This window comes from Shinella zoogloeoides (assembly GCF_020883495.1).
GTDB lineage: Bacteria > Pseudomonadota > Alphaproteobacteria > Rhizobiales > Rhizobiaceae > Shinella > Shinella zoogloeoides.
The window spans coordinates 1,963,678-1,990,498 of sequence record NZ_CP086610.1 but is presented as its reverse complement, the minus strand read 5'-3'; the positions used below and the strand labels follow the sequence as shown (position 1 = coordinate 1,990,498).

Here is a 26,821-nt window from a genome sequence, read left to right as displayed (position 1 = left end):
AGGCAGCGTTACACCGTCCCCAAATATAGCCGGTAGTCCAGCGGTGAGACATAGGCGGCGAAGCGGGCGGCTTCGGAGCGTTTGATGGCGAGGAGGACGCGGTGCATCGTCTCTCCCAGCGCGTCCTTGAGGAAAGAGGAGCCTTGCGCGGCCTCGATGGCCTCGGTCCAATTGCGCGGCAGTGGCGGGGCGTCGCCTGCGGCGGAGCCGTCGCCGTCTGCGGGCAGGCCTGGATCGCGCTCTGCCGCGATGCCGCGCGCCATTGCCGCGAGGGTGACGGCGGCGACGAGGAAGGGGTTGGCGTCGACGCCGGCCATGCGCTGTTCGAGGTGGCGGCCGCCCGGCGCGCCGGCGGGCACGCGGACGGCGACGCCGCGGTTGTTGATGCCCCAGTTCGGCGTCGTCGGCGCATAGCTCTGTGCCGAGAAGCGCCGCCAGGAATTGTTGTGGGGCGCCATGACGAGCATGCTTTCCGGGAGCGCGTCGAGCAGGCCGCCGATGGCGGACAGCAGCGGCGGCGCGAGCAGGCCGTCGCGGTCGGCGAAGAGGTTGCGGCCGTCCATGTCGCACAGGCTCGCATGCATGTGCATGCCGGAGCCGGCGCGGTCGGCGAAGGGTTTCGCCATGAAGCAGGCCTGCATGCCGTGGCGGCGCGCGACGCCGCGCAGCAGGTGTTTCAGCGCAACGAGGTCCTCTGCCGCCTGCATCGCGTCGCGATGGTGCAGCGTCAGCTCGAACTGGCCGGGCGCATATTCCGAGATCAGCGTCTCGACCGGCAGGCCTTGCGCGGCGGCGGCGCGGTAAAGGTCGCGGCTGAACGGCTCCAGCCTGTCCAGTTCCTCGATGCCGTAGACATGGGTGCCGTCGGGGCGCGCGCCGGTCAGCGGCAGGCGGGCGGGCTGGGGGACGCTGTCGCCCTCGGCCATGTCGACGAGGTAGAATTCCAGCTCGAAGGCCGCGACGGCCCGGTAACCCTTTTCGGCGAGCGCGTCGATCCGGCGCTGGAGCACATGGCGCGGATCGGCCTCCACGGGCCGCCCGTCCATTTCGTGCAGCGCGACGCGGAACTGACCCCGTGGCGGATCGGTCCACAGCGCCGGGGCGAGGGTGCCGGGGATGGGCCAGGCGCAGCGGTCGGCATCGCCGTCCGACCAGACCAGCCCGGTCTCGTCCACGTCCTCGCCCGTCACGTCCAGTCCGAGGATGGAGCCGGGCAGGTTGCGCCCGGTCTCATAGATGCCCTCGATCTCGTGGCGCCGCACGGTCTTGCCGCGCGGAATGCCGTTGGGATCGATCAGGATGAGGTCGAAGGCCTCGATCTCTGGATGAGCCTTTAGGAAATCGTGCAGTTCGCCGATGGAGGCGCGCGTCTGCGGCGCGGCCGGACGGGCGGGGGCCTCGATCGTTCTCATCGCGCCTCCTCCCGCGGCAGGAGGGCGAGAACCGCGTCGAAGGCGGTCAGGAAGGCCGCGATGTCGGCCTCGCTCGTATCGGGGCTGACCAGCATCATGTTGTGGAACGGGGTGAGCAGGAAGCCGCGGTTGAGGAGGGCGACATGCAGGAAGCGCTCGACCTGCGGATCGGCGGCGGCGCGCGCCTCGGCGGCATTGGTGACGGGAACGGGGCTGAAGACGATCTCCAGCCGCGCGCCGACCCGCGCCGTATGCCAGGGCAGGCCGTGGCGTGCGATCAGGCCGCTGATGCCGGCATCGAGGCGTTCCGCGCCGGCCAGCATCGCTGCATAGGTTTCCGGCGTCATCAGGTGCTCGAGCGTGGCTCGCACGCAGGCAAGCTGCAGCGTGCTGCCCGCCAGCGTCGTGCCGACGCCCGAATGGCCGTGCTCGTCCTCGGGACGGGAGGCGAAGAGGCGGTCGTTCACCTCCTGCGTCATGCCCCAGACGGCGGCCGGGACGCCGCCCGCCACGGGCTTGCCGAGCACGAAAAGGTCCGGTTCGACGCCGTAGGTCCGGCCGTAGCCGCCGGGGCCGGTGGAGATGGTGTGGGTCTCGTCGAGCAGCAGCAGCGTGCCGGCCTTGCGGGTGGCCGCGCGCAGATGCTCCCAGAAGCCGGGCTGCGGCAGGATCATGCCGCAATTCGTCATGACCGGCTCGGCGATGACGCAGGCGATGTCGCCCTTGGCCAGTTCGGCGTCGAGGGCCGCGATATCGTTGAAGGGGATCATGACGGTGGTCAGGCTGGGGTCCTGCACCTGCCCGACAAGGCTGCGCCGGGCCATGGTCTTGCCGTCGACGAGGTCGACCAGCGTGTCCTCGGCGGTGCCGTGGTAGCAGCCGTCGAAGACGAGGATGCGCCTGCGCCCCGTCGCCGCGCGGGCGGCGCGCAGGGCGAAGCGGTTGGCGTCACTCGCCGTCACGGCCATCTGCCAGCAGGGCAGGCCGAAGCGGTCCTGCAAAAGTTCGCCCACCCGGTCGGCATCGGCGGAGGGCAGCATGTGGGTGAGGCCGCGGCTCTCGCGCTCGCGCAGCGCCTGCATGACGGGGGCGGGGGAGTGGCCGAACATCGCCCCCGTATCGCCGAGGCAGAAATCCACCGCCTCGTTGCCGTCGACATCCCGCAGCCGGTTGCCCTGCGCGGCGTCGATCACCATCGGGAAGGGCTGCGGCCAGTCGCGCATCCAGTGCAGCGGCACGCCGCCGGCAAAACCGCCCTTGGCGTTGCGCGCGGCGCGGGCCGCCGCAAGGGGGCGGCGGTCGCGGTAGAGGGCGTTTTCCGCCTTCAGGAGGTCGTCCAGCGCGGCGCGCACGAAGATGTCGCCCGAGGCTGCAGCCCCGGCGGGAACTGAGGATGCCATGTCTCTACTCCGTTGCTGTGAGTCGGGCCCGGCCGCTGCTGGCCCTGGACCTGCGTCTTGATGACGGGCTGCCCGGTTCGGCGGCCTGGGTGAAGATGGATTTTCCGAGCAGGTCCATGCCGTCGAGGATATCGGCCTCGATGGCGACCTTCAGGCTCGTGACGTCGCGCCGTGCGATGGCGTTGATCGCCATCTCGTGCTTGTCGGAAAGGTGGGCGGTGCCTACCATGCCATAGACCTTACGCATGAAGGGACCGAACTGCATCCAGACGCTCTCCAGCAGGTGGGTGAGGACCTCGGACCGGCCGGCGCGGTAGATTTCGAAATGGAATGCATAGTTGGCGGCCATATAGAGTTCGGCATCGCCGGTCTCGTAGCTGCTGTTCATCTGGTCGTCGTGGCTGCGGATGCGGGCAAGCCCTGCTTCGTCAATGACGTTGAGCGCGCGCATGGCGCAGGCCGGCTCCAGCAGCAGGCGGGCCTGCATGAGCTGGTCGAAACGCTCCATGGTCATTTCCGGAATGGAGACGCGGCGATTGTCGTGGACCGCAAGGGCGTTTTCGGCCGAAAGCCGGGCGATGGCGGCCCGCACCGGCATGATGCCGACACCGATGACCTCGGCCATCGCACGAAGGCTGATGCCCTTGCCGGGCGCGAGCTGCCCGACGATCAGGGCATGGCGCAAGGCCTGGTAGGCGCGCTCCTGCATCGTCTGCTCAGGCGCGGCGCTGGTCTCCGGCCGGCCCGCATGCGCAGTCAGCCCCGCGCTTGTTGCCGTTCGGTCCGTCGCGTGGTGGTTCCTGTCGCTCATCCTCACCCCGTCGTTCTCGATCGTTGCGTCGGCAGGCCCCTGGCCGGTGCGACGCAAATTGCCGCCATCACTATGCGCCGACAGCGCGGCCTCTTCCATCCGTCATCGTGGGAAGGGGCGCTTCAGACGCAAGGTTATCCGCATTGAATTGTTTGCGGTCTCTCAGCGATGCATCAATTGTGATCACAATTAGCATTCGAGTTTTGTAATTGCAAGCGAGGTATATCTTGCTCCCGGCGTTGCCGTGGATGTGGAGATAATAGTTTGAAATTATTCTATAAATTATGATGTTGTGCGATATTTTTCGCTTTTCCCGTGGTGGCGCAATATCCTCAAAAGGCTTTGACAGGGGCGCTTTTTGCCATAATCGTGATCATGTTTCGCCGCATAATTGCCAAAACATGACGTGTTTTGTGATCTCGATTTGCGGTGGTGCGCACTTTCCGTTCGACCCTGGCGGTCGCGACCGTTCATTCAAGCATTCAAGAGGCTGAGGAAGACATGACCATTGCGAAAAGGAATTCCATCACGTTTCGCCACCTGACCTCGGCGCTCGCGCTGATGCTTGCGGCCGGCGCGGCGCAGGCCGAGCCGCTGACCGTCTATAGCGCCCTCGACGAGGACCAGGTGGTCGAGCTCATGGACGCCTTCAAGGCGGAGCATCCGGATATCGAGGTCGACATGATCGTCTCGACCGGCGGCACGATCATCTCGCGGCTGATCGCCGAGAAGGCCAATCCCCGCGCCGATATCCTGTTCGGCGCGCCGGTGAGCGGGCTTCTCGTGCTCGACAAGGAAGGCGTCATCGAGCCGTACAAGCCGGCCGAGTTCGACAAGATCAAGCCCGCCCTCAAGGACACCGCGCATGACGTGCCGCTCTGGACGGGCCTCGACGCCTGGGCGTCGGCGGTCTGCTACAACACCGTGGAAGGGCCGGCGGGCGGTGCGGCGGAACCTGCGAGCTGGAAGGACCTGATCAAGCCGGAATACAAGGGCAAGATCGTCATGGCCAACCCGAACGCCTCGGGCACGGGCTTCCTGACCGTTGCCGGCTGGCTCACGCTTTTCGGCGAAAAGGACGGCTGGGATTATATGGACAAGCTGCACGAGAACATCTCGCAATATGTCTCGAGCGGCGGCGCGCCGTGCCGCATGGCGGCCTCGGGTGAGGCGGTCGTCGGCATTTCCTATGCGTTCCCCGGCGTGAAGGCCAAGAACGAGGGCGCGCCCGTCAACATCATCCTGCCGACGGAGGGCCTCGGCTCCGAGATCGAGGCGACGGCGCTGATCAAGGGCGGCAAGAACCCGGAAGCGGCCAAGATCCTCGCGGATTTTGCCGCCAGCCAGAAGTCCGGCGAGATCAACAGCAAATATTACGTGGTCGTCGCGCGGGAAGGCATCAAGCCGGAAATCGAGAACTATCCGGAAGGCGAGGAGGCCAAGATGCTCAACCTCGACTTCAACATGCTGGCTGAGAAGAAGGCCGGCATTCTGGAGGAATGGCAGCGCCGCTACGGCGCGAAAACGGTGGAGTAACCGGCCAGCCGAGCGGACATCGCGGGGCTTTCCGCGATGTCCTCCCATTCTTCGAGGTTCCCGTGACAGATATTGCCCAACCCTATCTCCAGCTCTCCGAAGCGTCGAAGGCCTATGGCGCCTTCACGGCGCTGAACGATGTCAGCCTTTCCATCGGAAAATCCGAGTTCATCTGCTTTCTCGGTCCATCGGGCTGCGGCAAGACGACCCTTCTGCGCAGCATTGCCGGGCTGGAGCTGCTGAGTTCGGGCAGGATCGTGCAGAATGGGCAGGACGTGACGCTGCTGCCGCCGCAGGCGCGTGATTTCGGCATCGTCTTCCAGTCCTACGCGCTGTTTCCGAACCTGACCGTCGCGGCCAATGTCGGTTACGGGCTCTATGGCCGGAAGATGTCGCGCGAGGCCGTCAGGACGCATGTCCACGACATGCTCGACCTCGTGGGCATCGCCAATCAGGCCGGGAAATATCCCGCCCAGCTTTCCGGTGGCCAGCAGCAGCGCGTGGCGCTGGCAAGGGCGCTGGCGATCTCGCCGGGCCTGCTTCTGCTCGACGAGCCGCTTTCTGCATTGGACACGCGTGTCCGCTTCCGGCTGCGCGGAGAATTGCGCGCCCTGCAGAAGCGCCTCGCCGTCACCACCATCATGGTGACGCACGACCAGGAGGAAGCGCTCGCCATGGCCGACAGGATCGTGGTGATGAATCAGGGGCGCGTCGAGCAGTTCGGTACCGCGCCGGAAATCTACAACACCCCGGCCACCGAGTTCGTTGCGGATTTCGTCGGGGAGATGAACTTCGTCGATGCGCAGTTCGATGGCGATGGCGCAGCCATGGCCGGGGCGACGAGGCTGAATCTCACGGCAGAGCACGGCGCGCTGCCGCGGGGAACCGCCGTTCGGCTCGCGATCCGGCCTTCCGAGATCGCTCTTGCGGAAGGCGAAGGCGGCGTGAACCGTGTCGACCTTGCCGTGGAGCGCCTCGAATTCCTGGGCGCCTTCATTCGCGTTCATGCGGCGGCTTTGGGGCTCGGCGGCGCTGCGCTGCGCGTCGATCTTTCGGAGACGGCCGTACGTGCCCGCGCGCTTGCGCCGGGCGCCACGCTCTCCGTCGCGCTGCCCGCCGAAAAGCTCCGTCTCTTTCCGCGCGGGTGACGGCCATGATCTCCAGCCGCACCCTCACCAATTCGGTCCTCTGCCTGATCGCGGCCTTTCTCGCCTTCGGCCTTGTCTTCCCGCTCGCCGCCATTCTGGTGAAGAGCGTGCAGAATACCGAGGGCATGTTCGCCGGCCTGGACAATTTCCGGCGTTTCGCCGACACGCCCGGTCTTGCCGGCGCGGCGCGCAACAGCTTCGTGACCTCCGCGATCTCCACCGTGATCACGGTCACGCTCGCCTTCGCCTATGCCTATGGCGTGATGCGCACCCGGATGCCGGCGCGGGCGCTCTTTTCGGGCATTGCGATGATCCCCATCCTCGCGCCCTCGCTCTTGCCGGGTATCTCGCTGATCTATCTCTTCGGCAAGCAGGGTATCCTGAAAGACGTGTTGATGGGCCACTCGGTCTATGGGCCGATCGGCATCGTCATGGGGCAGGTCACCTTCGCCTTTCCCCATGCGGTTCTCATCCTCTCGACGGCGCTCGCCGCCGCCGACCAGCGGCTTTACGAGGCGGCGATTTCGCTGAGGGCCACCCCCGCCCGCATCTTCCGCACCGTCACCCTGCCGGGTTGCCGCTACGGCCTGACGAGCGCGGCCCTTTCCGTCTTCACCATCTCGTTCACGGATTTCGGCGTGCCGAGCGTGATCGGCGGCAATTATCCGGTGCTGTCGACGCAGATCTATCTGCAGGTGGTCGGACGCTACGATTTCCAGATGGGCGCGGTGACGGCGATCTTCCTGCTGTTGCCGACGATCCTGTCCTTCGTGGTGCAGCAGATCGTCCAGCGCCGCAATGACGGCCTCGTCAGCTCCGGCGCCATCCCGCTGCGCGTGGTGCGGCGGCCGGCGCTCGATACCGCGCTTTTCCTCCTCTGCACGGCCGTTGCGATCTTCCTGCTGGCCATTCTCGGCACGGCCGGCTTCGCCTCGCTGGTGAAGTACTGGCCTTACAATCTCAGCCTGTCGTTCAACAGCTACCAGTTCTCGCGCATGCCGGGCGGCGGCTGGTCGGTCTATTTCAATAGCTGGATTCTTGCGACGGCGACGGCGAGTATCGGCACCGTCATGATCTTCCTCGGGGCCTACCTGATCGAGAAGGGGGAGGGGAATGCCGGCCTTCGCGCGGCCATGAACCTCGTCTGCATGCTGCCGCTGGCGGTGCCGGGCGTCGTGCTGGGCCTTTCCTACATCTTCTTCTTCAACAATCCGATGAACCCGCTTGTCGGCCTCTATTCGACGATGGGCATCCTCGTTCTGTCCTCGGTGATCTATTTCTACACGGTGCCGCATATCATGTCGCTGACCGCGCTGAAGCATCTCAGCCGGGAGTTCGAGGCGACCGGCGCTTCGCTGAAGGTGCCGTTCTACGTCACGTTCTTGCGCGTCACGCTGCCCTGCTGCCTGCCCACGATCATCAATATCTGGGGCTATCTCTTCGTGAATGCGATGACCACGGTGGCGGCGGTTATCTTCCTTTATTCCGCGCGCACGCAGGTCGCTGCCATCACCATCGTCAACTGGAATACGGGCGGCGCGCTCGCCCCCTCGGCGGCCATGAGCACCGTCCTGCTCATCACCTCCGCGTCTGTCTGGCTGCTGCGGGCCTGGGTGAGTTCCCGCCTCGCGCGCCGCATGCAGGCATGGAAGGAACCCGTCACCTGATGCTGGAAGGAACTATCGTGTCGCTCGCTCCCGACGAAACCATCATGGCCTTTGCGAATGCGCTTGCCGATGCGGCAAGGCCCGTCGCCATGCGATATTTCCGCGCCGCGCCCGAAGTGGAAATCAAGGCCGATCAAAGCCCGGTGACCATCGCCGACCGCAGCGTCGAGACGACGCTGCGCGAGATGATCGCCGCGCGCTTTCCCGGCCACGGCATCGTCGGCGAGGAGTCCGGGGCGCAGGATCGCAACCGCGATCATGTCTGGGTCATCGATCCTATCGACGGAACGCAGTCCTTCATCGTCGGTTCGCCCATGTTCGGCGTGCTGATTGCGCTCCTGTACAAGGGCAGGCCGGTTCTCGGCATCATCGACCACCCCGCGCTCGGCCAGCGTTGGCTTGGCGTTCACGGCCGTCCGACGCTGCTCGATGGCCGCCCGGTCCGGGTCTCCGCCTGTACCGACCTTGCCGCCGCCCGTTTCCTGACGAACTCGCCGCATTACTACACGATGCCGGAAGAGCCGGCGGCGCTCGCCAGCCTGCATGCAGCCACGCGGTTCACCTCCTATGGCATGGAGTGCCACGGTTTCGGTCTCGTCGCGAGCGGCTATGCCGATCTCATCGTCGAGACGGGCCTCGATATCTTCGATTATCTTGCCGCGGTGCCGGTGATCGAGGGGGCGGGCGGCGTGATCTCCGACTGGGCGGGACAGCCGCTGACGATCGATTCCGGCAGGACCGTCCTTGCCGCCGGCAGCGCGGTGCTTCACGCTGAGGCGGCAGGGTTGCTTGCGCGCGGTGCAATTCGGCCTTCGGCAGAACAGGGGTAGACATGACCGATCAGCGGACCCGAAGAGTGGCGCTTGTCGCGGGCGGAGCGGGCGGCATGGGGGCGGCGATCGCCACGCGCCTGTCGGCCGATGGCTATGCGGTGGCCGTCGCGGACCTTCCTTCGGAGCGCCTGACCGCAACCGTGGAAGCCATCCGGGCGAAAGGCGGGGAGGCGCTTGCCGTGTCGCTCGACATACGTCAGGTCGCCGCCTGCGCGTCAGCCGTCGAGGCGGTGCTGGCCTGGCGCGGGCGTCTGGATGTCCTCGTCAATTCCGCCGGTGTCTGGCGCGAGGGGGATTCCGTGACGATGACGGAAGCCGACTGGGACATCGTGATGGACGTCAATCTCAAGGGGGCGTTCTTCCTCATACAAGCTGCGATCCCGCATCTCGGCGCGGGCGCGTCCATCGTCAGTATCGCCTCGGATGCCGGCCTTGTCGGCAACAATGGCGCGGCGATCTACTGCGCCTCGAAGGGCGGCCTGGTGTTGCTGACGAAGGCTCTTGCGCTGGAGCTTGCGCCGCGCCAGATCCGGGTCAATGCCGTCTGCCCCGGCGATGTCGCGACCCCGATGATCGAGTTCCAGGCGGAGCGCTACGGCGGCGGCGATCCCGATGGCTACAAGGCGAAGCTGCTCTCGAACTACCCGCAGCAGGGGGCGGCACGTTTCATCCGGCCCGAAGAAATCGCCCGGATGGTAGCCTATCTTTGCGAGCCGGAAGGCGCGCCGATCACCGGCGCGGCCCTCTCCATCGATTTCGGCGTCACGGCGGGCTATTGAGGAATGTCCATGCAGCGCAAGACCGCGATCATCACCGGCGCCGGCGCCCTCGACGGCATCGGCTTCGCCTGTGCGAGAAGCCTCGCCGAAGAGGGGTTCCACGTCCATCTCGTCGCGACGAGCGAGCGCATCCTTGCCCGCGCCGGCGAGCTGCGCGCCTCCGGCTTCGCAGCGACCGGTCATATCTGCGACCTTACGGACGGGGTGGCGGTCGAAGCCCTCTATCGGGCAACGGGCCCCGCCGCCGTCCTTGTCAACAATGCCGGCATGGGCAGCGTCGCGCAGCCGGCCTTGCAGCGGGCATTCGTCGAGCTGGAGGAAACGGACTGGGACCGCGGCATCTCCGTGAGCCTCAAGACGGCCTTTCTCGCGACACGGATCTATCTGCCGTCCATGTATGCCGATGGGTATGGACGCATCGTCAACGTCGCCTCGGTGACCGGCCCCTATGTCGCCAATCCGGGCGAAACCGCCTATTCGGCCGCCAAGGCCGGCATGGTGGGCATGACCCATGCATTGGCCCTTGAGGCCGGGCCGCACGGCGTCACCGTGAATGCGGTCGCGCCCGGCTGGGTCGAAACCGGGGCCTCGACGGAAGAGGAGCGCCGTGCGGCGCAGGCAACGCCCTGTGGGCGTGCCGGAACGCCCGACGAGATCGCCGCCGCCGTCAGCTTCCTTGCGTCGGCGAAAGCGAGCTACATCAATGGCGCCGTTCTCGTCGTCGACGGCGGCAACATTCTCCAGGAGCGCAAGGCGTAGCGGCTGACCCTTGTCGGGATTTGGCCTTGGCTCACACGGGCTGCCATTGCGGGGGAGGCGCGATCTGGCAGCCATCGAAGCCCATGACTCGACAGACGCCCGCAAATCGTCCATCAATAAATCAATCGATTGATTGAATTCGGTGGCGCATGCAGGAGAATGAACATCCCACCCGCGCGGCTCTCGTCCAGGTGGCCTTGCGGCTCTTTGGCCGCGATGGCTTCGCCGCGACCTCCACGCGCGCCATCGCTGCGGAGGCGGAAACGAACATTTCGTCCATCGCCTATCATTTCGGCGGCAAGGATGGCTTGCGGCTTGCCTGCGCGGATTTCGTCGCATCCCGCATCGGCCAGATCGCCCGCGTGCTGCCCGCCGATCCGGCAAGGCTGACGCCCGCCGTGGCGCATCATATTCTCAAGCGGCTGCTGCGGCGCATGGTGTTGTTCCTCACCGCACCGGCGGCCGAGCCTCTCGTAGCCTTCCTGCTGCGCGAACTGGCGCAGCCGACCAGTCCCGTGCCGGAGCGGCTGTATCGGACGCTCATCGAAAATCGGCATCGCGCCCTCTGCCATATCTGGTCGATTGCCACCGGCAAACCGGCGGAGTCGGAGGATGTGAAGCTCGCGGTCTTCTCCCTCGTGGGGCAGGCGGCCTATTTCCGGCTGGCAGCGCCCGTCGTGCAGCGGCGCATGGACTGGAACGGTTATCCGCCGGCCGCCACGCGCGCCATCGCCCGCCGCCTGCTCTTCAATCTCGATGCCATTCTGGAGGCAGAAAATGGCTGACTTCCTCTGCACGATCCCGCTGCTTGCCGGATTGTTCGCCGCCTGCGGCGCGCCGCCGCCGCTCGCCACAGGTTATGTGGAGGGCGAATATGTGGCGATCACGCCGCTCGCCACCGCACGCATCGTCGAAATCCCGGTCCATCTCGGCGACCGGGTGGAAAAGGGAACGGTGCTGGCGCAGGTCGACGAGGCGGATGCCGAAATCGCCCTTGCCGCGGCGGAGGCCGCGCTGGGCCGCGCCGAAAGCGAACTGGCGAACCTTGAGGAAGGAAGCCGCGCCGAAGAGCTTGCCGTCATCGAGGCAACGGCCGCCTCCGCGCGGGCCAATGCCCTGCGCACGCAGAAGGAAGCCGCGCGGCAGAAACGGCTCGTGCAGGAGCGCGCCAGCTCCCAGTCGCAATACGACGCCGCGCAGGCTGCCGCCGACATGGCCGCCGCCGCCGTCACCGAGGCGGAGGCGCGCCTTGCCGTTGCGCGCCTGCCCGCCCGCAAGGAGCAGATCGAGGCGGCGCGCGCTGCGGTGCGCGAGGCGACGGCCAGCCGGGATGCCGCCCGCTGGACGCTCGACCAGCGCCGGCTCGTCGCGCCGGCAGGCGGCACGGTTACGGATATCGTGCGCCATGCCGGGGAAATCGCCGGACCTTCCATGCCGGTTCTCTCCTTCCTGCCGGACGGGGCGATCAAGCTGCGGCTCTATGTGGGCGAAGGGGACCTCTCCTCGATCGGCATCGACACGAAACTCGCCGTCAGTTGCGACGGCTGCCCGCCGCTGTCCGCCGTCGTGACGCATGTCGCCGACGAGGCGGAGTTCACGCCCCCCGTCATCTATTCGCGCGATGCGCGCCAGAAGCTCGTCTACCGGGTCGAGGCGCGGCCGGAGGGCGAGGCGGCGCTGAAGCCGGGCCAGATCGTGGAGGTCCGCCGCGCGCCATGACGGATGCTGCTGCTCCTCCGGTCGTCGCCGTGCGCGGCCTGACGAAATCCTTCGACGGCCGCAAGGTCGTGGACGATGTCGCGCTGACGGTGGCGGAAGGCGAGATCGCCGGCTTCCTGGGGCCGAACGGCTCCGGCAAGACGACCTGTATCCGCATGATCTGCGGGTTGCTGACGCCGGATGCCGGGGAGGGCGAGGTGCTGGGTCTCGATGTGCGCCGTGACCAGCGCCAGATCCGCCGGCAGGTCGGCTACATGACGCAGCGCTTCTCCTTCTACGAGGACCTCACCATCGAGGAGAACCTTGTCTTCGTCGCCGGCCTCTATGGCCTGCCGCGCCAGGCCGTCGCCGATACGCTTGCCGATCTCGGGCTCACCTCCCGCAAGCGCCAGCTCGCCGCCAGCCTTTCCGGCGGCTGGAAGCAGCGGCTGGCGCTGGCCGCCTGTATCATGCACAAGCCGCGCCTCCTGCTGCTGGACGAGCCGACCGCCGGGGTGGACCCCAAGGCGCGCCGGCAGTTCTGGGACGAAATCCACGCGCGCGCCGCCGAAGGCATGACCGTGCTGGTCTCCACCCACTACATGGACGAGGCCGAGCGCTGCCATCGCATCAACTACATCGCCTATGGCCGCCTCGTCGCCTCCGGCACGACGCAGGAGGTGATCGACAATGCCGGTCTCGTGACGCTGCTTGTCGAAGCCGAGCGGCCCGGCGTGCTCGCCACGCACCTGCGCAAGGCTCCGGGCGTCGAGCAGGTGGAACCCTTCGGCACGGCGCTGCATGTCACCGGGACGGATCGCGCGGCGCTGATGGCGGCGCTGGCGGCGGAGAATGTCGAGGGCCGGCCGGCGGAAACCAGCCTGGAGGATGTCTTCATCCGCCTCATGGACCAGTCGAAGGACAATATGCGATGATCCTTTCTCCGAGCCGGCTGGGCGCGATCCTGCGCAAGGAATTCATCCAGATGCGGCGCGACCGCGTCACCTTCGCCATGATGCTCATCGTGCCGCTGATGCAGCTCCTGCTCTTCGGCTTCGCCATCAACAACGATCCGCGCCATCTGCCGACGGCGCTTGTCGCCCCGGTGCAGGACCGGTTCACGCAGGCCATGTCCACGGCGCTGGAGGTGACGGGCTATTTCGACATCACCCATCCCAACGTCACCGCCGAGGAAGCGGACCGGCTGCTCGCCCGCGGCGACGTCTCCTTCGTCATCCTCATCCCGCCGGATTTCGGCCGGCGAATTCTGAGGGGCGACCGGCCGCAATTGCTGGTCGAGGCCGACGCGTCCGATCCTGCGGCGTCCTCCGGCGCGGTCGGCGCGCTCGGCCGGGTGGCGAACGCCTTCGTGGCGAAGGAACTCGGCGAGACGCCGCCGCTTCAGCTCGAGATCGTCGCGCACAGCCGCTACAATCCCGAGGGCATCATGCAATACAATATCGTGCCCGGCTTGCTCGGCATCATCCTGCAGATGACGCTGGTGATGATGGCGGCCATGGCGCTGACGCGCGAGATCGAGCGCGGCACGATGGAAAACCTGCTGGCGATGCCCGCGACACCGGCGGAAATCATGATCGGCAAGATCACACCCTTCATCGGCATCGGCGCCGTGCAGGGGCTGGTGGTGCTCGGCGCGGCAAAACTCATCTTCGACGTGCCCTTCGTCGGCTCGCCGCTGCTGCTGTTCGCCTGCGTCCTGCTCTTCGTGCTGGCGCTCGTTCTGCTCGGCTATCTCATCTCGACGGTGGCGCGCACGCAGATGCAGGCCATGCAGCTCTCCATCTTCGTCTTCCTGCCCTCTATCCTGCTGTCCGGTTTCATGTTCCCGTTCCGCGGCATGCCGGTCTGGGCACAGTGGCTCGGCGAGGTGCAGCCGGTCACGCATCTCCTGCGCATGGTCCGCGCCGTCATGCTCAAGGGCGCCACATCCGCCGACATCGCCGTCGATTTCCTGGCGCTCACGGCAATGGTGGCCGTCCTCGGCATCCTGGCGCTGCTACGCTTCCGCCGCACGCTCGATTGAGCAGGATTCAAAGTCCGTATAAGCGTGCCGACCTGCCTTTGTTTGGTGACCGCATGAAGCACCAGCAACGTCTTTCTCGATCAACCAAAGGGCGCCAAACCTGATATCGCTTCGGCCGAACGGCTTCGTTCCCGCGATGTATTCGGTGCAAATCTAGGTCAGCACCGCCCCGGGTAGTTCCAGGCCGCGAAAATGCTCCTTTGCGTGTTCGTAGAACACGGCGGGAGCGAAGTGAAGATCTGCGCCGGCGCGCACCATGAGGCCGAAACGGTTGGTGGAGAGACCGGGCTCGTCGAGCGACCGGAAAAGCAGAGAGCCACGGCTGATCTCGTTGTGCGCGCCGATTGGCGTCATGATGGAGACATGGTGTCCGGCCTCGGCCAATTCGACCAGCATGCGGATGGAGCCCACCTCCAGGAGTGGCGGCGGGACAGACGGGGATGCGTCGAGGATCGGCTGGATTGCCCGCCGGATCGACAGGTCCCGCGTGCCGATTGCGACGGGGTGGGTAAAGCAGTCGGCAAGGCTCAGGCTTTTGCGTTCTGCCAGCGGGTGATCCCGTCGCATGAGCACGCCGACGCGCATATCGCGTCGTACAGCCATTTCGATTTCGCGCGGCGGTGTCGTGACGAAGCCGAAGCCGACGTCGACGGTTTCGCCGATGAGGCGGGCCACGACATCGGCGGACGAGGTGACTTCGACGCTGAGATGCAAGGTCGGATGTTGCTGCGAGAACGCCGTCAGCAAGGGAGGCAGGAAAGACATGCCGACGCTTTCGACGGTTGCGATGCGAACCGACCCGGTCTTGAGGCCGCGCAGCATGTCGAGTTCGGACACCGCCGCCTCCAGTGGCGAGGCAACACGGCGGACGTGACGAAAGAGGATTTCGCCCGCCGGTGTCAACTGCAGTCGACGACCCTCTCGTTGGAACAGGGCCATGCCGAGCGCGTCTTCCAATTGGGTAATCTGCCGCGATACGGCCGAGGATGCGACATTGAGGCGCCGCGCACATTCGCGCACGGACAGGAGTTCGGCGACGGTCTGGAAATAGATCATCGCCGGCTGGTGAAATATTCGGGCGAGAAGGGCAGGAGAAAGCGCTCGTTCACGCGGCGACGGGGTTCGGAATGTTTTCGTTCTATCGAGATGCATGCGCAGCGCCATGTGGTTGATGTCTTTCCGGCAACAGCCTGATCTCAAATAGGCAATAAGGAACGTGTTGCTGATTGCGACAGAGGGTTGCTGGTCGACCCTACTCGATATATCTCAAAAAATATATCGAGTAGGGATTCCCGGGGCTGATCGATCCGTCTCCAGAAATGGGGATGTTTTCTGCGCGTGCCTTTGGGGTTCAATGGGAAGGGGACGCCTATGAACAACCATATTATCCGTCTGTCGCTGACCTTGCTGAGCGCGAGTGTCTTTGGAACATGTGCGTGGGCACAGCCCGCAACGTCAGGTCAGCAAAAGGCCGGGCCATTGGCCTCCGTGAAGACGACACGCCTCAAGCCCGAGGACACGGGTGTCTTCGAATTGGGCCAGATCGTTGTTCCGGGCGGCGGCAGCGGCGGCAGGGCTGTTTCACAATCCACGGTCAGCGCCGAAGAGGTTCGTCGAAGTAACCGCGTTACGCTCGATGACGCTTTGCGCGTCGTTCCCGGTGTCGCGGTTGCCAATACCGGCGGCAGCCGTAACGAGCGGCTGGTTTATGTGCGCGGTTTCGACCGCTGGCAGGTGCCGCTCTACATCGATGGCGTGCGCATCTACCTGCCGGCCGACAATCGCATCGACTACGGTCGCTTCCTGACGCCGGACCTCTCCGAGATTCAAGTGCAGAAGGGGTATGTGCCTGTCCTGAGCGGTCCCGGCGGCATGGGCGGCGCCATCAATCTCGTCACCAGAACACCGACCGAACCTTTCGAAGGGGAGGTGCAAACCGGACTGGAATTCGGCAATACCGGTAGACTTGCTTCCTACAAGACGTTTGCATCCGTGGGCACGCGGCAGGACATGTTCTATGTTCAGGCAAGCGGCCTGGTGGGTAGCGTCCGCGCACGTGGTGTAATTTCGGAGGCGCATTGAGGTGGAAACGGCGGTGGAGAATGAGCTGCCGAATTCGTTGAGCGCAAGGTGGGCACCGGGCCTGTCGGAGAAGGTGGAGTTGCAAAGCTTCAACCAGCCGAAAGGAACCCCGATGACCGACGACAGATTAGCTCTTTCCGAGCTTGCCGCGAAGAGTGGCGATAGCGATTTTCTGCGCACGATTGCCGAAAGCGTGCTGCAACTGATCATGGAAGCCGATGTTGATGGCCTGATCGGCGCTGGGCGCTATGAACGTGGCGACAGCCGCCAGACATGGCGCAACGGCTACCGCGACCGCTCGCTCGACACCCGGCTCGGCACGCTGAACCTGAAGATACCGAAGATGCGACAGGGAGCCTACTTTCCCGGCTTTCTGGAGCCGAGGAAGATGGTGGAGAAGGCGCTGGTGGCCGTGATCCAGGAGGCGTGGATCAACGGCGTCTCGACGCGCAAGGTCGATGAGCTGGTGCAGGCCATGGGCATGACCGGCATCTCCAAATCCTCCGTCTCCAAGCTGTGCAAGGATATCGACGAGCGGGTGAACGCCTTCCTCAAGCGCCCCCTTTCCGGTGACTGGCCATACCTCTGGCTCGACGCCACCTATCTGAAGGTGCGTGAGGGCGGTCGCATCGTGTCGGTGGCGGCGATAATCGCGGTGGCGGTCAACACGGACGGGAAGAGGGAGATTGTCGGCCTGCACATCGGCCCCTCCGAAGCCGAGCCGTTCTGGACGAGCTTCCTGCGTGATCTGGTCCGCCGAGGCCTCACCGGCGTCAAGCTGGTCATCTCCGATGCCCATGAAGGGCTGAAAGCGGCCATTACCCGTATCCTCAGCGCGACATGGCAGCGCTGCCGTGTTCATGCGACACGCAATGCGCTGGCCTACGTTCCCAAGGGCCAGCACACCATGGTCGCCGCCGCGATCCGTCAGGCTTTCATCCAGCCCGACCATGACAATGCCGTGCAGACCTGGCGGCATGTCGCCGACCAGCTCCGCGCCAGATGGCCCAAGCTCGGTACCTTCATGGACAATGCCGAAGCCGACGTGCTGGCCTACATGGCCTTCCCCGCCCAGCACCGCACGAAATTACATTCAACGAATCCACTCGAACGCCTCAACAAGGAGGTCAAGCGCCGTGCCGATGTCGTCGGCATCTTCCCCAACGAGGACAGCATCGTTCGCCTCATCGGCGCGGTTCTGCTCGAAGCCAACGACGAATGGCAGCTCCTGAGCCGATACATGCAGGTCGAGGCAATGGCCGAGCTAAACCCACCAACAATCGAAGAGGAAACTACACTTCAGATTACACCCAGAGCCGCCTGATCATGACGGCCCGGTCCTACACCCGAAATTACACCAACTTGACGGACGCTATCGCCTGGTGCGCTCCAGCAATGGCTGGTTCCTCTCTCGTGATTTCAGCCCCAACGCCGTTGAAAATGGGGGGCGTCGCGATTTCAGCGACGTCGAGGATTGGCGCGGGAATATCAAGGTCGGCATTACGCCGAACGACACGGATGAATATGTCGTCAGCTATACGCGGCAGGAGGGGGAGAAGAATGCGCCTTACGCGATCAACCAAGGCGTGATCGGCCGCACGCCTTCCAAGATCTTCGGCATTGGAACGGACTGGCAGCGCAACTGGACCTGGCCGCAATGGGATATCGGATCGCTCTCGTTCAACTCCAATACGGCGATTGGCGAAGACTCCTATGTGAAGGTGAAGGCGTTCTACAACACGTTTGACAACCTCCTGTCGTCCTACGACGACAGCACGTTCACGACGCAGCAGGAGAAGCGGGCCTTCGACAGCTACTACGATGACCATGCCTACGGCCTAAGCGTCGAAGCCGGGACGGAATTCGAGAGCAACAGCCTGAAGGCTGCTCTCCATTATCGCCGGGATAGCCATACGGAATGGAACGACAATCGACCGGATCACCCGACCAGTCGCCTGCTTGAACCGAGGCAGACCCAGGTTGAAGACGGCCTGGCTTTCGCGCTGGAGAATACGTACCACATCACCGACACGCTCGATCTCGTTGCTGGCGCCAGCTATGAGAAAACGACGCTGAAACGCGCCGAGGAATACGACAAGAACACCAGTGCGGTCTTCTCCTATCCGCTTGGCGGCAGCGATTCCTTAAATTGGCAGACGGCCGCCATATGGCGCCCGACCGCCGTGACCGAGCTTCATGCCAGCGTTTCCTCGCGCACGCGCTTTCCCAACATGTTCGAGCGGTTCAGCACGCGCTTCGACACGGCGCTGCCCAATCCCGATCTCGGCCCCGAGCGTGCGGTCAATTTCGAAGTCGGCGGCGAGACCGAGCTGACGGACACGTGGCGCGGCTCCGGCGCCCTATTCTACAGCGACGTCAAGGATGTCATCCAGTCGGTCGGCGTCAATGCCACCACGGGGCAGAACCAGAATGTCGGCGACGGGCGATATTATGGCTTCGAACTGACCACCGAGTGGGATGCCACGGAAGAGCTGACGGTTGGTGGTAACTACACGTATCTCAAGCGAGAGATCACTGATGCGCTTCTCCCGAACCTGCGCTCGACCGGCGTGCCGGAGCATCTATTTTTTGCCCATGCTACCTGGAATCCGACGGAAAAGCTGTCGGTGACCGGGAGCCTGGAGGCATCGTCCTCCCGCTGGTCGGACAACCCGGTGAAGAACGGTCCATATATCGAGACCGGCGGTTTCGCTCTCGCGAACCTGAATTTCGAGTACAAGTTCACGGAGGCCCATTCCGCCAGCTTCGGCGTCCGCAACCTGTTCGACAGGAACTACGAGCTTGTCACCGGGTTCCCGGAGGCCGGACGCACGTTTTACCTGAATGCACGCGCCACGTTCTGACCATGACACGTATCGGGGAGGTGAAGATGAACATCGGTTATGTCTGCTCTAGCGAGGAGCGTAAAACGGATGCGGTTCTGGGGGTGGTCGCCGAGGAGGCGAAGCGCGACGGGATTCTTTTGGCTGGGACCATACAGCCGGTCGATCCCGATGCCCCGCATGAAAAATGCAACATCGTCCTCGGCCTGCTGCCGGACGGCGCGAGATGGAATATCAGCCTCGACCTCGGGCCGGGCGCGACCGGATGCCGGCTCGATGCGGCGGCGCTGGAAGAGGCGGTGATGATCGTCCATGACCGGTTGCCGGGGGCCGATGGCTTGATCGTCAACAAGTTCGGCAAGCAGGAGGCCATCGGCCGCGGGCTTGTCGCGGCCATCATCGAAGCCTGCGATCGCGGGATTCCGGTGCTGGTAGGCGTGTCTCCGCAATGGCGGGAGGCATTTCTCGCCTTCGCTGACGGCAGGGCAGAGGAATTGCCGGCGTCGAGCACACAGGTTCTGGGCTGGCTGCGGCAAGCCCGTCATCGCGAAGACGCGCGGCAGTGAGTTTTCGTCCGCGCGCCATCGGCCTTGGCGAAACGAAAAGTGGGAGGTCATTCATGCCTGCCTTGCGCAGCCTATTCATCCTCTTGGCCTTCCTCGCTTCGGCTCTGCCTGTTGCGGCCCGCAGCATCACGGATGCCGCGGGCCGCGTCGTCGAAATCCCCGATAAGGTGGAGCGTGTTCTGGCGGCCGGCCCGCCGGCCTCGGTGCTCGTCTACGTGCTGGCGCCGGAAAAACTCGTTGGCTGGGTGCGTGAGCCGAAGGCGGAGGAAAAAGCCTTCCTGCTGCCTGCCGTGCGAGATCTGCCGGTCTTCGGCCAGCTCACCGGCAAGGGCGGAACGGCCAATATCGAGGCGGTTCTGGCGGCCAAGCCCGATGTCATCATCGATGCGGGCACCGTGAACCCGACCTATGCCTCGCTGGCCGACAAGGTGCAGGCGCAGACCGGCATTCCCTATATTCTCGTCGATGGCGCTTTTGCCCGCAGCGGTGCGATGCTGCGTGAGACCGGCGCGATTCTCGGCGTCGAGGCGCGGGCGGAAACGCTGGCCGCCTATGCCGATGAAAAGCTTGCCGCGCTGGAAGAAGGCCTCGCCGGCATACCCGCAGAGAAGCGCCCCTCGGTCTATTATGGCCGCGGTGCGGAAGGCCTGGAGACGGGGCTTTCCGGCTCGATCAACATGGAATTGCTCGAGGCGGTCGGTGCGCGCAACGTGGCGGCAGCGGCGGGCAAGGGCGGCCTGACCGCGGTCTCGCTCGAGCAAATCCTGTCCTGGAGGCCGGACGTCATCTTCGCTGCCTCGCCGAAGTTCGCGAAGGCCGTAAGGACCGATCCGCTCTGGGCCGGGCTGGAGGCGGTGAAGGCCGGGCGCATTCATGTCGCGCCGACCATGCCGTTCGGCTGGATCGACTCGCCGCCCGGCGTCAACCGCCTGATCGGCGTCGCCTGGTTGGAGCATACGCTCTACCCCGAAGCATTTCCGGCGGCGCTCGATGACGAGGTAAAGGCGTTCTTCAAGTTGTTCTATCAGGTCGAGCTCAATAGCGAAGAGCTGGAAACGCTGCTTGGCAAGGGAGCGGCGAAGTAGATGCGGATAGGCACCGCCCTGACGGGTCGGTCTGCGGCGCTGATCGGCGTCGCCGGTCTTGTACTGCTAGCGCTCGTTTCCATGATGGTCGGCAAATATGGCGGCGGGCCGAAACCGCTGTTCGAGGCGGTGCGGCAACTGGTGACGGGCGAGGGAACGGATCCGCTGCTGGCCACCGTGCTTTGGAACGTGCGCCTGCCGCGCGTCATGGCCGCCTTGATCGTTGGGGCGGGGCTTGCCGCGGCGGGAGCGACCTATCAGGGGCTGTTCCGCAATCCGCTCGTCTCGCCCGATCTGCTCGGCGTTTCCGTCGGTGCGAGCCTCGGCGCGGTGCTTGGCATCTTCCTCTCTCTGCCGCTGCTCGCCATTCAGCTCGCCGCATTCGTTGGCGGGCTTGTGGCGGTCCTGGCCGTCACCGGCATCGGCGCTCTGGTGCGCGAACGCGATCCCGTGCTCACGCTGGTGCTGGCCGGCATTGCCATCCAGGCGCTGATCGGCGCCGGCATATCGCTGATCAAGGTGCTCGCCGACCCCTATGACCAGTTGCCGGCGATCACCTACTGGCTGCTTGGCAGCATGACGGCGATCACACGCTTCGACGTTCTCTCCATCCTTCCCGCCGTCGTCATCGGTCTGGTGCCGCTCGTTCTCCTGCGCTGGCGCATGAACGTCATGACGCTGGGCGAGGAGGAGGCGCAGACGCTGGGTATCGACACATTGAGGACCCGCATCGTGCTGATTGCCGGCGCAACGCTGGTGACGGCGGCGACCGTGTCCGTTACCGGCATTATCGGCTGGATCGGTCTCGTCATCCCCCATATCGCCCGCATGCTCGTCGGGCCGGATTTCCGCCGCCTCCTGCCGGCCGCGATGATGCTCGGCGCGGCCTATCTGCTCGTCGTCGACATGCTGGCGCGCTCCATCGCTGCGATTGAAGTGCCGCTCGGTATTCTCACCGCCGTTGTCGGCGCGCCGTTCTTCCTGTGGCTGTTGATTGCTGGAAAGCGAGGGTGGTCATGACACTGACGCTGAAATCGCTCTCCTTCGGCTATCGCGGCCGCGAGATCGGCCACGGTGTCGAGCTGTCGCTGGCAAGCGGGGAGGTGCTGGCCCTGCTTGGCCCGAACGGGGCCGGCAAGACGACACTGTTCAAGACCATGCTCGGCCTCCTGCCGGTGCAGGCCGGCGAAGTCCTGCTCGACGGCAAGCCGCTTTCCGTCTGGTCGCGCCGTGAGCGGGCGTTGCGCATCGCCTATGTGCCGCAGGCCCATGCCACCCCGTTTCCCTTCACCGTTCGCGATGTCGTGCTGATGGGCCGGGCGGCGCATCTTTCCGCCTTCGCAGTGCCCGGTGCGCACGAGCGGGCGGTTGCCGACGCCGCGCTCGCGAGCCTCGGCATCGAGCGGCTTGCCGATATACCTTCCACCGAGATCAGTGGCGGCGAGCGGCAACTGGCGCTGATTGCCCGGGCATTGGCGCAGGAGGCGCGCATTGTCGTCATGGACGAGCCGACGGCCAATCTCGACTATGGCAACCAGATGCGGCTGCTCGCCCATATCCGCCGGCTGGCCGCACAGGGGCTCGCCGTCGTGTTGTCCACGCACAACCCCGATCACGCCCTTCAGGCCGCCGATCGTGTGGCTCTGCTCAAGGACGGCAGGCTGGAAGACCTCGGCCCTACGCGAGAAACGCTGACGCTGGAAGCGCTGAAAACGCTGTACGGAATAGACGTCGTGATCGGCAGCGTGCCGGGCACTGCGGCACTCGTCTGCGCGCCACGGCTTGCTCCACCCTGATCGCGCTTGTCAGACCTTCTGTCGGCACCTATCGATGCTCTCCGCTATTCGAGGAGATGTCACATCAGGCGAGCCGGAGGAAGCAGGCCTTATCGCGGTCATGCCGTCCATCCATCACCTTCAACATGGTTTTGCAGGTGAAGTGCGTCCTGTGGTCGGGTGCGGCGAGAGGAGCCTTGTAGCCGGGCAGAAGATCAATCTAGTCCGCTCCGGTATGCGTTGCGGCCTTTCATTGGCCGACGACATCGTCGTACTCGGTGAGCAGATCTGCGGCGCAGAAGCTGGGGTCGGGTAACACGGCGCGGAAGTCGAGCATGAAGGCCTTGATATCCGGGCCGCCATGACACTGTTCATGCAGGAAATACCGCAGGAGCATACGGCCTCGGTCTTGCATCACGAAGCCCGCCATCGAGCGCCACGATAGTCGTATGTCCACCTCCCGCGGCAAGACGGGAGGGGGATTTGATGGAGCTTTCCCGGAATTCGCAAGATGTCCTGTCGGCATCGATGGTTCAGGCGGGGCGTCTTCAGCGGTGGCAGCTTAAACGTCCGATGGGAGCCCGAAGCGTTCGATTATCCTCGTTCGGATCTGATCGCGGGCGATTCTGTACTGATGGAGCGTGGCCTCACGCCCCTCCGACAAGCCGACAGGGTCTGCGATAGGCCAGTATTCCACTTCGAGATATGCTGTTTGCGCCAGCGCCAAGGCTTGCTCCTGGCTCGCCGTGGACAGGGCGACCACCAGATCGAAGCTTCCGAGATGATCGCCCCATTCCTGCATCTGCTCGAACGAACGAGACCGGTGGCGTACCAGTTCGACGCCGATCTCGTTGCAGACGGCGACGGCGAAGCCGTCGATCTCCATGTCGTTCTTGACGCCGGCCGACTGGACGTAGGCGGTGCGGCCATGCAGCTTCTTCATCAGTCCCTCGGCCATGGGGGACCTGACCGAATTGTGATCGCAACAAAAGAGGATGGAACGAGGGATCGACCTGTGCATGCGTAGGCTCCGCTGGGATCGCCGTGGACGTTTCAGGATGGATTGCCGGCCTGAAGTTCAATGACCTCGAAGGACTTGAGCTTGAGTATCGCGGCGTGAGACGCGCATAGCCATCGGCGATGGTGCGGGAGCGCAGCACGGCTTCAATGGCGCCAGCGGTGCTCGGCTGAGTTGTTCGTGGACGACCAGCCGGATGGAATTGGAGCCCATGTCGATGACGCCGTAGGGTGCCCGTTCACGGCGTTCGGCCTGCGTGGGGCCAAGCTCCAGCGGGCTATAGACGGGTTGTGCGGTGTAGCTCACGGTCTCCAAATACTCCTCCCAGAGTCAAAGGCGGTGGCGTCGTAACTGCTAGAAAAGGGAACGCGCGCACCGAAGCGGTTTTGCAAAGCCGCCAGCTTGTTGAAGCGTTGCTGCGCAAGATGTATCGCTGAAGTCAGTGCATCCGCTGGAAGGGGCATTCGATCTGCCCGTCCTTGCCGCTCATATAGCGAAATTCCAAGTGTGCCTGGGCATTGGCGAACCCCTCCCGATCAACCTATCCGCTAACAGGATAGCCGAACGCTCCGATGCCACCAGCCATACAATTCGCAAGGAGGCATGCGCGTGCTGCATATCCAACGCGAGGGCCGATTCGGGCTGCTGCCCAATAAGCTTCAATTTCGTTGAAGCGAGAAGGGCAGCGGTCACGAGGTTTCTGGCGAGTTTGTCGAAGTGTGTTGCTATTCGGCGGAAGCGTTCGAGCTTGCAGAAGGAGCGTTCGACAAGGGGGGGCATCAAGGCCCGCTTGGGATGCCTGGAACCCGATCTTCTCACTTGAGCAGCTAACACCATCCCCGTGCGTCAGGCATGGCGGAAGCTTCTTGTAGAAACGCCTGTGGGCGGCAAGGATATCTGTCCCTGCCGCTCATAAGGCTGCGGTGTGCTCAGGCCGTAAGGTCTATTTCGAGGCCGATGCCCTTCTCGCGGGCCTTGGCGACGATCAGGTCGCCGATCGCAAGATCCTGGATGGCGAGGCCCACGGAATTGAAGAGGGTGATCTCGTCGGTGGCGGTCCGGCCCTTGGTGGCGCCGGTGATCACGTCGCCGATTTCCGTCGAGGCCTGCTCGGCGGTGATCGCTCCTTCGGCGATGGCGAGCAGCAGGTCGCCCGAATCGTGCATGGCCATGGGAACGCTGTCGAGGAAGACGCGCGCGCGCGCCATGCCGGCGGAATCGATTTCGCGGTGGTCCGGGCGCGGCGGCGCGCCGACGGCGTTGATGTGCTGGCCCGATTTGAACCATGCGCCTTTGACATGCGGCTCGCGGGACGGAGTGAGGGTGCAGACGATATCTGCCTTGGCGAAGACCTCTTCCGGTGCTGTGGCGGCCTCCAGGGCAAGATCGGGGTAATCGCGGCCGACCCGTTCGATGAAACGGGCGACGGTGGCTGGCGAGCGCGACCATACCACGACGCGCTCGATCGGGCGGACCTCCTGGATGGCGCGCACATGCTCCACGGCAAGGTCGCCGGCGCCGATCAGGCCCAGCACGCGGCTGTCGGCGCGCGACAGGTGGCGGGTCGCCACGGCGCTGGCGGCGGCGGTGCGGATGCGGGTCGGGATCTGGCCATGGAAGATCGCCACCGGCGCGCCGGTTTCCTGCGAGATCAGAAGCGCCACCGAGCGCTGCATCGGCAGGCTGCGCGCCGTGTTGTCGGGAATGTCGGCCAGCAGCTTGACGGCCGCGAGGCCCTGACGGTCGGCCAGCGCCGGCATCGCCAGGAAGGTTCCGGTGCCGGAGGGAAGCGTCATCGCGACCGCCGCCGGCTGCGCGGCAGCGCCACGGGATATGTCGGCATGCGCGGCCTCCACGGCCTCGACCACCTCGGCCATGGTCACCAGTCCCTCGATCTGGGATCGGGACAGCACGAGGGTCGTGCGCGGGGAGAGGTGGCGAGCGGTTCTGTTCTCGACGTCCATCGGATTCTCACTGGATTCGGGTGGCGGGAATTCTTGTGTGCGTAATAAGTTCACATTATTTCTTGTTTTTGTATGCAATGTCAAGAATCGTCATGCCGGGGATGATTGGCTATATTGTGCCGAATATCCATAAATTTTGTATGCGATGGCCATGCCGGCGTTGCCATGCGCAGGTAGCCCGATGGGCGGCTTCGGTGCCTGCCGGGGTGGATAGGGGGATAGGGCTGAGGGAGGCCAGCTCAGGGCGCGGTTTCGAGTTCCGTCACGAGGCGGGCCAGCATGGCGTCGCAGCGGTCGAGTTGCGCGCGGGTGACGAATTCGTCCGGCTTGTGGCCCTGTTCCATGGAGCCGGGGCCGCAGATCGCGGTGGAAAGGCCGAGCGTTTCATCGAAAAGGCCGCCCTCCGTGCCGAAGGCCACCTTGCGCGTGGCCTCGTCGTCCAGCAGGCGGGCGAGCAGGCGCACGGCCGGGGCGTCGCGCCGGGTGGCAAGGCCGGGATAGCTGGAGATTTCCTCGATCTCGACGCAGGCCATGGGGAAGCGGTTGCGATAGGGTGCGGCGATGCTTTGCGCATCGGCGGCGATGCCGGCGAGGATATCGGCGGGATCGTCCTCCGCGATGTTGCGGATTTCGAAATCGATCTCGCAGCGGTTCGGCACGATGTTGAGCGCCGTGCCACCCTGCATCATGCCGGCATGGATGGTGGAATAGGGGATGTCGTAATCCGGATCGCGCGGGCCGTGATCGGCCAGATGCGCTTGCCGCGCCTGAAGGGCCTGGATGAAGGCCGCGCCGAGATGCAGGGCGTTGAGCGCGTTCGGGGCGAGGGCGGAGTGGCCCTCCTGCCCGTGGCAGCAGGCGCGCAGCGCGCGCTTGCCCTTGTGGCCGGTGGCGATGCCCATTTCCGTCGGTTCGCCGACGATGCAGAGCGCCGGCCGTTCCGTCCGCGCCGCCAGCGCCTCGATCATGCCGCGCACGCCGATGCAGCCGATCTCCTCGTCATAGGAGAAGGCGAGATGCAGCGGGCGTTTCAGCGGGCGGGCGGCGGCGAGGAGGGCCGCCCGCAGGCTGGCCGCGACGAAACCCTTCATATCCGCCGTGCCGCGGCCGTAAAGGCGGCCGTCATGCTCGCGGAGCGTGAAGGGATCGCTGCTCCAGGCCTGTCCCTCGACCGGCACGACATCCGTATGGCCCGACAGGACCACGCCGCCCGAACCCGCCGGGCCGATGGTCGCCCAGAGATTGGCGCGGCTGCCGTCCGGATGGGCGAACCGCTCGATGCGCGCGCCCGCCGGGCGCAGAAGCCCTTCCACATAGTCGAGCAGCGCAAGATTGGAGCGGCGCGAGACGGTGGGTTCTGCGACGAGGCGGGCGAGGATTTTGGGTGTCGAGGGGATCATG

The 26,821-nt window shown here is 64.9% G+C and carries 25 protein-coding genes and 1 pseudogene; 17 read left to right on the top strand and 9 right to left on the bottom strand.

The features are described from left to right. Positions 1-8 precede the first annotated feature (8 nt). The 3 genes from K8M09_RS10005 to K8M09_RS09995 are packed head-to-tail and all read right to left on the bottom strand — an operon-like array spanning position 9 to position 3,623. The gene (locus tag K8M09_RS10005) at positions 9-1,412 is read right to left on the bottom strand and encodes a glutamine synthetase family protein (protein WP_160785937.1); all 1,404 of its coding nucleotides are present in this window, start codon (positions 1,410-1,412) and stop codon (positions 9-11) included. Further along, a complete protein-coding gene (locus K8M09_RS10000; RefSeq protein WP_160785936.1) occupies positions 1,409-2,812 on the bottom strand; it encodes a transaminase in 1,404 nt (467 codons plus the stop codon). The genes K8M09_RS10005 and K8M09_RS10000 overlap by 4 nt, the downstream gene beginning before the upstream one ends. A gap of 4 nt (positions 2,813-2,816) precedes the next feature. Beyond that, positions 2,817-3,623 (bottom strand): GntR family transcriptional regulator, encoded by an 807-nt coding sequence (locus K8M09_RS09995; RefSeq protein WP_206366668.1) that lies wholly within the window; start codon positions 3,621-3,623, stop codon positions 2,817-2,819. Between the two features lie 501 nt (positions 3,624-4,124). Here K8M09_RS09995 and K8M09_RS09990 point away from each other — a divergent pair. From K8M09_RS09990 to K8M09_RS09945, 10 genes are all read left to right on the top strand, one after another. Beyond that, on the top strand, positions 4,125-5,159 hold the full coding sequence (locus K8M09_RS09990) for an extracellular solute-binding protein (protein WP_160785935.1): 1,035 nt from the start codon (positions 4,125-4,127) through the stop codon (positions 5,157-5,159). Between the two features lie 62 nt (positions 5,160-5,221). Next, positions 5,222-6,307 carry a putative 2-aminoethylphosphonate ABC transporter ATP-binding protein gene (locus tag K8M09_RS09985; protein WP_229342281.1) on the top strand — a complete coding sequence of 362 codons (1,086 nt, stop codon included), beginning with the start codon at positions 5,222-5,224 and terminating at the stop codon, positions 6,305-6,307. A 5-nt stretch (positions 6,308-6,312) separates the two neighbouring features. Beyond that, complete coding sequence (locus K8M09_RS09980; protein WP_160785933.1) at positions 6,313-7,974, top strand: putative 2-aminoethylphosphonate ABC transporter permease subunit; 1,662 nt, start codon at positions 6,313-6,315, stop codon at positions 7,972-7,974. Continuing rightward, positions 7,974-8,804: an inositol monophosphatase family protein gene (locus K8M09_RS09975; RefSeq protein WP_160785932.1), complete on the top strand. Its 831-nt coding sequence runs from the start codon at positions 7,974-7,976 to the stop codon at positions 8,802-8,804. Before K8M09_RS09980 ends, K8M09_RS09975 begins: the two co-directional genes overlap by 1 nt. Positions 8,805-8,806: 2 nt before the next feature. Then, positions 8,807-9,586 carry an SDR family NAD(P)-dependent oxidoreductase gene (locus K8M09_RS09970; protein ID WP_160785931.1) on the top strand — a complete coding sequence of 260 codons (780 nt, stop codon included), beginning with the start codon at positions 8,807-8,809 and terminating at the stop codon, positions 9,584-9,586. 9 nt (positions 9,587-9,595) lie between these two features. Then, positions 9,596-10,345 (top strand): SDR family oxidoreductase, encoded by a 750-nt coding sequence (locus tag K8M09_RS09965; protein ID WP_229342279.1) that lies wholly within the window; start codon positions 9,596-9,598, stop codon positions 10,343-10,345. A gap of 149 nt (positions 10,346-10,494) precedes the next feature. Continuing rightward, entirely contained in the window at positions 10,495-11,130 is a 636-nt protein-coding gene (locus K8M09_RS09960; protein ID WP_160785929.1) for a CerR family C-terminal domain-containing protein, read from the top strand. Further along, positions 11,123-12,064, top strand: coding sequence for an HlyD family secretion protein (locus tag K8M09_RS09955; protein WP_160785928.1), 942 nt, complete (start codon positions 11,123-11,125; stop codon positions 12,062-12,064). Before K8M09_RS09960 ends, K8M09_RS09955 begins: the two co-directional genes overlap by 8 nt. After that, positions 12,061-12,978 (top strand): ABC transporter ATP-binding protein, encoded by a 918-nt coding sequence (locus K8M09_RS09950; protein ID WP_160785927.1) that lies wholly within the window; start codon positions 12,061-12,063, stop codon positions 12,976-12,978. The genes K8M09_RS09955 and K8M09_RS09950 overlap by 4 nt, the downstream gene beginning before the upstream one ends. Continuing rightward, positions 12,975-14,087 carry an ABC transporter permease gene (locus K8M09_RS09945; protein WP_160785926.1) on the top strand — a complete coding sequence of 371 codons (1,113 nt, stop codon included), beginning with the start codon at positions 12,975-12,977 and terminating at the stop codon, positions 14,085-14,087. The genes K8M09_RS09950 and K8M09_RS09945 overlap by 4 nt, the downstream gene beginning before the upstream one ends. A 153-nt stretch (positions 14,088-14,240) precedes the next feature. Here the strand turns inward: K8M09_RS09945 and K8M09_RS09940 are convergent, their stop codons facing one another. Continuing rightward, positions 14,241-15,251, bottom strand: a complete 1,011-nt coding sequence (locus K8M09_RS09940; RefSeq protein WP_160785925.1) for a LysR family transcriptional regulator — start codon at positions 15,249-15,251, stop codon at positions 14,241-14,243. Between the two features lie 207 nt (positions 15,252-15,458). Between K8M09_RS09940 and K8M09_RS09935 the strand changes: the two genes are divergently transcribed. The 7 genes from K8M09_RS09935 (at position 15,459) to K8M09_RS09905 (ending at position 22,459) form a co-directional block, all read left to right on the top strand. Beyond that, a complete protein-coding gene (locus K8M09_RS09935; RefSeq protein ID WP_229342277.1) occupies positions 15,459-16,169 on the top strand; it encodes a TonB-dependent receptor plug domain-containing protein in 711 nt (236 codons plus the stop codon). Positions 16,170-16,281: 112 nt separating this feature from the next. Continuing rightward, complete coding sequence (locus K8M09_RS09930) at positions 16,282-17,493, top strand: IS256 family transposase (protein WP_160788268.1); 1,212 nt, start codon at positions 16,282-16,284, stop codon at positions 17,491-17,493. A 58-nt stretch (positions 17,494-17,551) separates the two neighbouring features. Further along, positions 17,552-19,033 (top strand): TonB-dependent receptor, encoded by a 1,482-nt coding sequence (locus K8M09_RS09925; protein ID WP_229342275.1) that lies wholly within the window; start codon positions 17,552-17,554, stop codon positions 19,031-19,033. Between the two features lie 26 nt (positions 19,034-19,059). Further along, the gene (locus K8M09_RS09920) at positions 19,060-19,578 is read left to right on the top strand and encodes a DUF2478 domain-containing protein (protein ID WP_160784571.1); all 519 of its coding nucleotides are present in this window, start codon (positions 19,060-19,062) and stop codon (positions 19,576-19,578) included. 53 nt (positions 19,579-19,631) lie between these two features. Next, positions 19,632-20,663 carry an iron ABC transporter substrate-binding protein gene (locus K8M09_RS09915; RefSeq protein WP_160784570.1) on the top strand — a complete coding sequence of 344 codons (1,032 nt, stop codon included), beginning with the start codon at positions 19,632-19,634 and terminating at the stop codon, positions 20,661-20,663. Continuing rightward, a complete protein-coding gene (locus tag K8M09_RS09910; protein WP_160784569.1) occupies positions 20,664-21,683 on the top strand; it encodes a FecCD family ABC transporter permease in 1,020 nt (339 codons plus the stop codon). Next, the gene (locus K8M09_RS09905) at positions 21,680-22,459 is read left to right on the top strand and encodes an ABC transporter ATP-binding protein (RefSeq protein WP_160784568.1); all 780 of its coding nucleotides are present in this window, start codon (positions 21,680-21,682) and stop codon (positions 22,457-22,459) included. Before K8M09_RS09910 ends, K8M09_RS09905 begins: the two co-directional genes overlap by 4 nt. Positions 22,460-22,688: 229 nt before the next feature. Here the strand turns inward: K8M09_RS09905 and K8M09_RS09900 are convergent, their stop codons facing one another. From K8M09_RS09900 to argE, 5 genes and pseudogenes are all read right to left on the bottom strand, one after another. Next, positions 22,689-22,868, bottom strand: coding sequence for a hypothetical protein (locus tag K8M09_RS09900; protein ID WP_160784567.1), 180 nt, complete (start codon positions 22,866-22,868; stop codon positions 22,689-22,691). Positions 22,869-23,000: 132 nt separating this feature from the next. After that, complete coding sequence (locus K8M09_RS09895) at positions 23,001-23,381, bottom strand: arsenate-mycothiol transferase ArsC (protein WP_229342273.1); 381 nt, start codon at positions 23,379-23,381, stop codon at positions 23,001-23,003. 744 nt (positions 23,382-24,125) lie between these two features. Further along, a pseudogene (locus tag K8M09_RS09890) lies at positions 24,126-24,224 on the bottom strand (IS5/IS1182 family transposase); the annotation flags it as partial. 161 nt (positions 24,225-24,385) lie between these two features. Continuing rightward, positions 24,386-25,420, bottom strand: coding sequence for an ornithine cyclodeaminase family protein (locus K8M09_RS09885; protein WP_160784564.1), 1,035 nt, complete (start codon positions 25,418-25,420; stop codon positions 24,386-24,388). 239 nt (positions 25,421-25,659) lie between these two features. Continuing rightward, a complete protein-coding gene (gene argE, locus K8M09_RS09880; protein ID WP_160784563.1) occupies positions 25,660-26,820 on the bottom strand; it encodes an acetylornithine deacetylase in 1,161 nt (386 codons plus the stop codon). Position 26,821: the final 1 nt, after the last annotated feature.

Excerpts from the sequence above, each read along its gene's own strand:
- K8M09_RS10005 (WP_160785937.1), bottom strand. The coding sequence starts at position 1,412 with ATGAGAACGATCGAGGCCCCCGCCCGTCCGGCCGCGCCGCAGACGCGC.
- K8M09_RS10000 (WP_160785936.1), bottom strand. The coding sequence starts at position 2,812 with ATGGCATCCTCAGTTCCCGCCGGGGCTGCAGCCTCGGGCGACATCTTC.
- K8M09_RS09995 (WP_206366668.1), bottom strand. The coding sequence starts at position 3,623 with ATGAGCGACAGGAACCACCACGCGACGGACCGAACGGCAACAAGCGCG.
- K8M09_RS09990 (WP_160785935.1), top strand. The coding sequence starts at position 4,125 with ATGACCATTGCGAAAAGGAATTCCATCACGTTTCGCCACCTGACCTCG.
- K8M09_RS09980 (WP_160785933.1), top strand. The coding sequence starts at position 6,313 with ATGATCTCCAGCCGCACCCTCACCAATTCGGTCCTCTGCCTGATCGCG.
- K8M09_RS09975 (WP_160785932.1), top strand. The coding sequence starts at position 7,974 with ATGCTGGAAGGAACTATCGTGTCGCTCGCTCCCGACGAAACCATCATG.
- K8M09_RS09970 (WP_160785931.1), top strand. The coding sequence starts at position 8,807 with ATGACCGATCAGCGGACCCGAAGAGTGGCGCTTGTCGCGGGCGGAGCG.
- K8M09_RS09965 (WP_229342279.1), top strand. The coding sequence starts at position 9,596 with ATGCAGCGCAAGACCGCGATCATCACCGGCGCCGGCGCCCTCGACGGC.
- K8M09_RS09960 (WP_160785929.1), top strand. The coding sequence starts at position 10,495 with ATGCAGGAGAATGAACATCCCACCCGCGCGGCTCTCGTCCAGGTGGCC.
- K8M09_RS09955 (WP_160785928.1), top strand. The coding sequence starts at position 11,123 with ATGGCTGACTTCCTCTGCACGATCCCGCTGCTTGCCGGATTGTTCGCC.
- K8M09_RS09950 (WP_160785927.1), top strand. The coding sequence starts at position 12,061 with ATGACGGATGCTGCTGCTCCTCCGGTCGTCGCCGTGCGCGGCCTGACG.
- K8M09_RS09945 (WP_160785926.1), top strand. The coding sequence starts at position 12,975 with ATGATCCTTTCTCCGAGCCGGCTGGGCGCGATCCTGCGCAAGGAATTC.
- K8M09_RS09940 (WP_160785925.1), bottom strand. The coding sequence starts at position 15,251 with ATGGCGCTGCGCATGCATCTCGATAGAACGAAAACATTCCGAACCCCG.
- K8M09_RS09935 (WP_229342277.1), top strand. The coding sequence starts at position 15,459 with ATGAACAACCATATTATCCGTCTGTCGCTGACCTTGCTGAGCGCGAGT.
- K8M09_RS09930 (WP_160788268.1), top strand. The coding sequence starts at position 16,282 with ATGACCGACGACAGATTAGCTCTTTCCGAGCTTGCCGCGAAGAGTGGC.
- K8M09_RS09920 (WP_160784571.1), top strand. The coding sequence starts at position 19,060 with ATGAACATCGGTTATGTCTGCTCTAGCGAGGAGCGTAAAACGGATGCG.
- K8M09_RS09915 (WP_160784570.1), top strand. The coding sequence starts at position 19,632 with ATGCCTGCCTTGCGCAGCCTATTCATCCTCTTGGCCTTCCTCGCTTCG.
- K8M09_RS09910 (WP_160784569.1), top strand. The coding sequence starts at position 20,664 with ATGCGGATAGGCACCGCCCTGACGGGTCGGTCTGCGGCGCTGATCGGC.
- K8M09_RS09905 (WP_160784568.1), top strand. The coding sequence starts at position 21,680 with ATGACACTGACGCTGAAATCGCTCTCCTTCGGCTATCGCGGCCGCGAG.
- K8M09_RS09900 (WP_160784567.1), bottom strand. The coding sequence starts at position 22,868 with ATGGCGGGCTTCGTGATGCAAGACCGAGGCCGTATGCTCCTGCGGTAT.
- K8M09_RS09895 (WP_229342273.1), bottom strand. The coding sequence starts at position 23,381 with ATGAAGAAGCTGCATGGCCGCACCGCCTACGTCCAGTCGGCCGGCGTC.
- K8M09_RS09885 (WP_160784564.1), bottom strand. The coding sequence starts at position 25,420 with ATGGACGTCGAGAACAGAACCGCTCGCCACCTCTCCCCGCGCACGACC.
- argE (WP_160784563.1), bottom strand. The coding sequence starts at position 26,820 with ATGATCCCCTCGACACCCAAAATCCTCGCCCGCCTCGTCGCAGAACCC.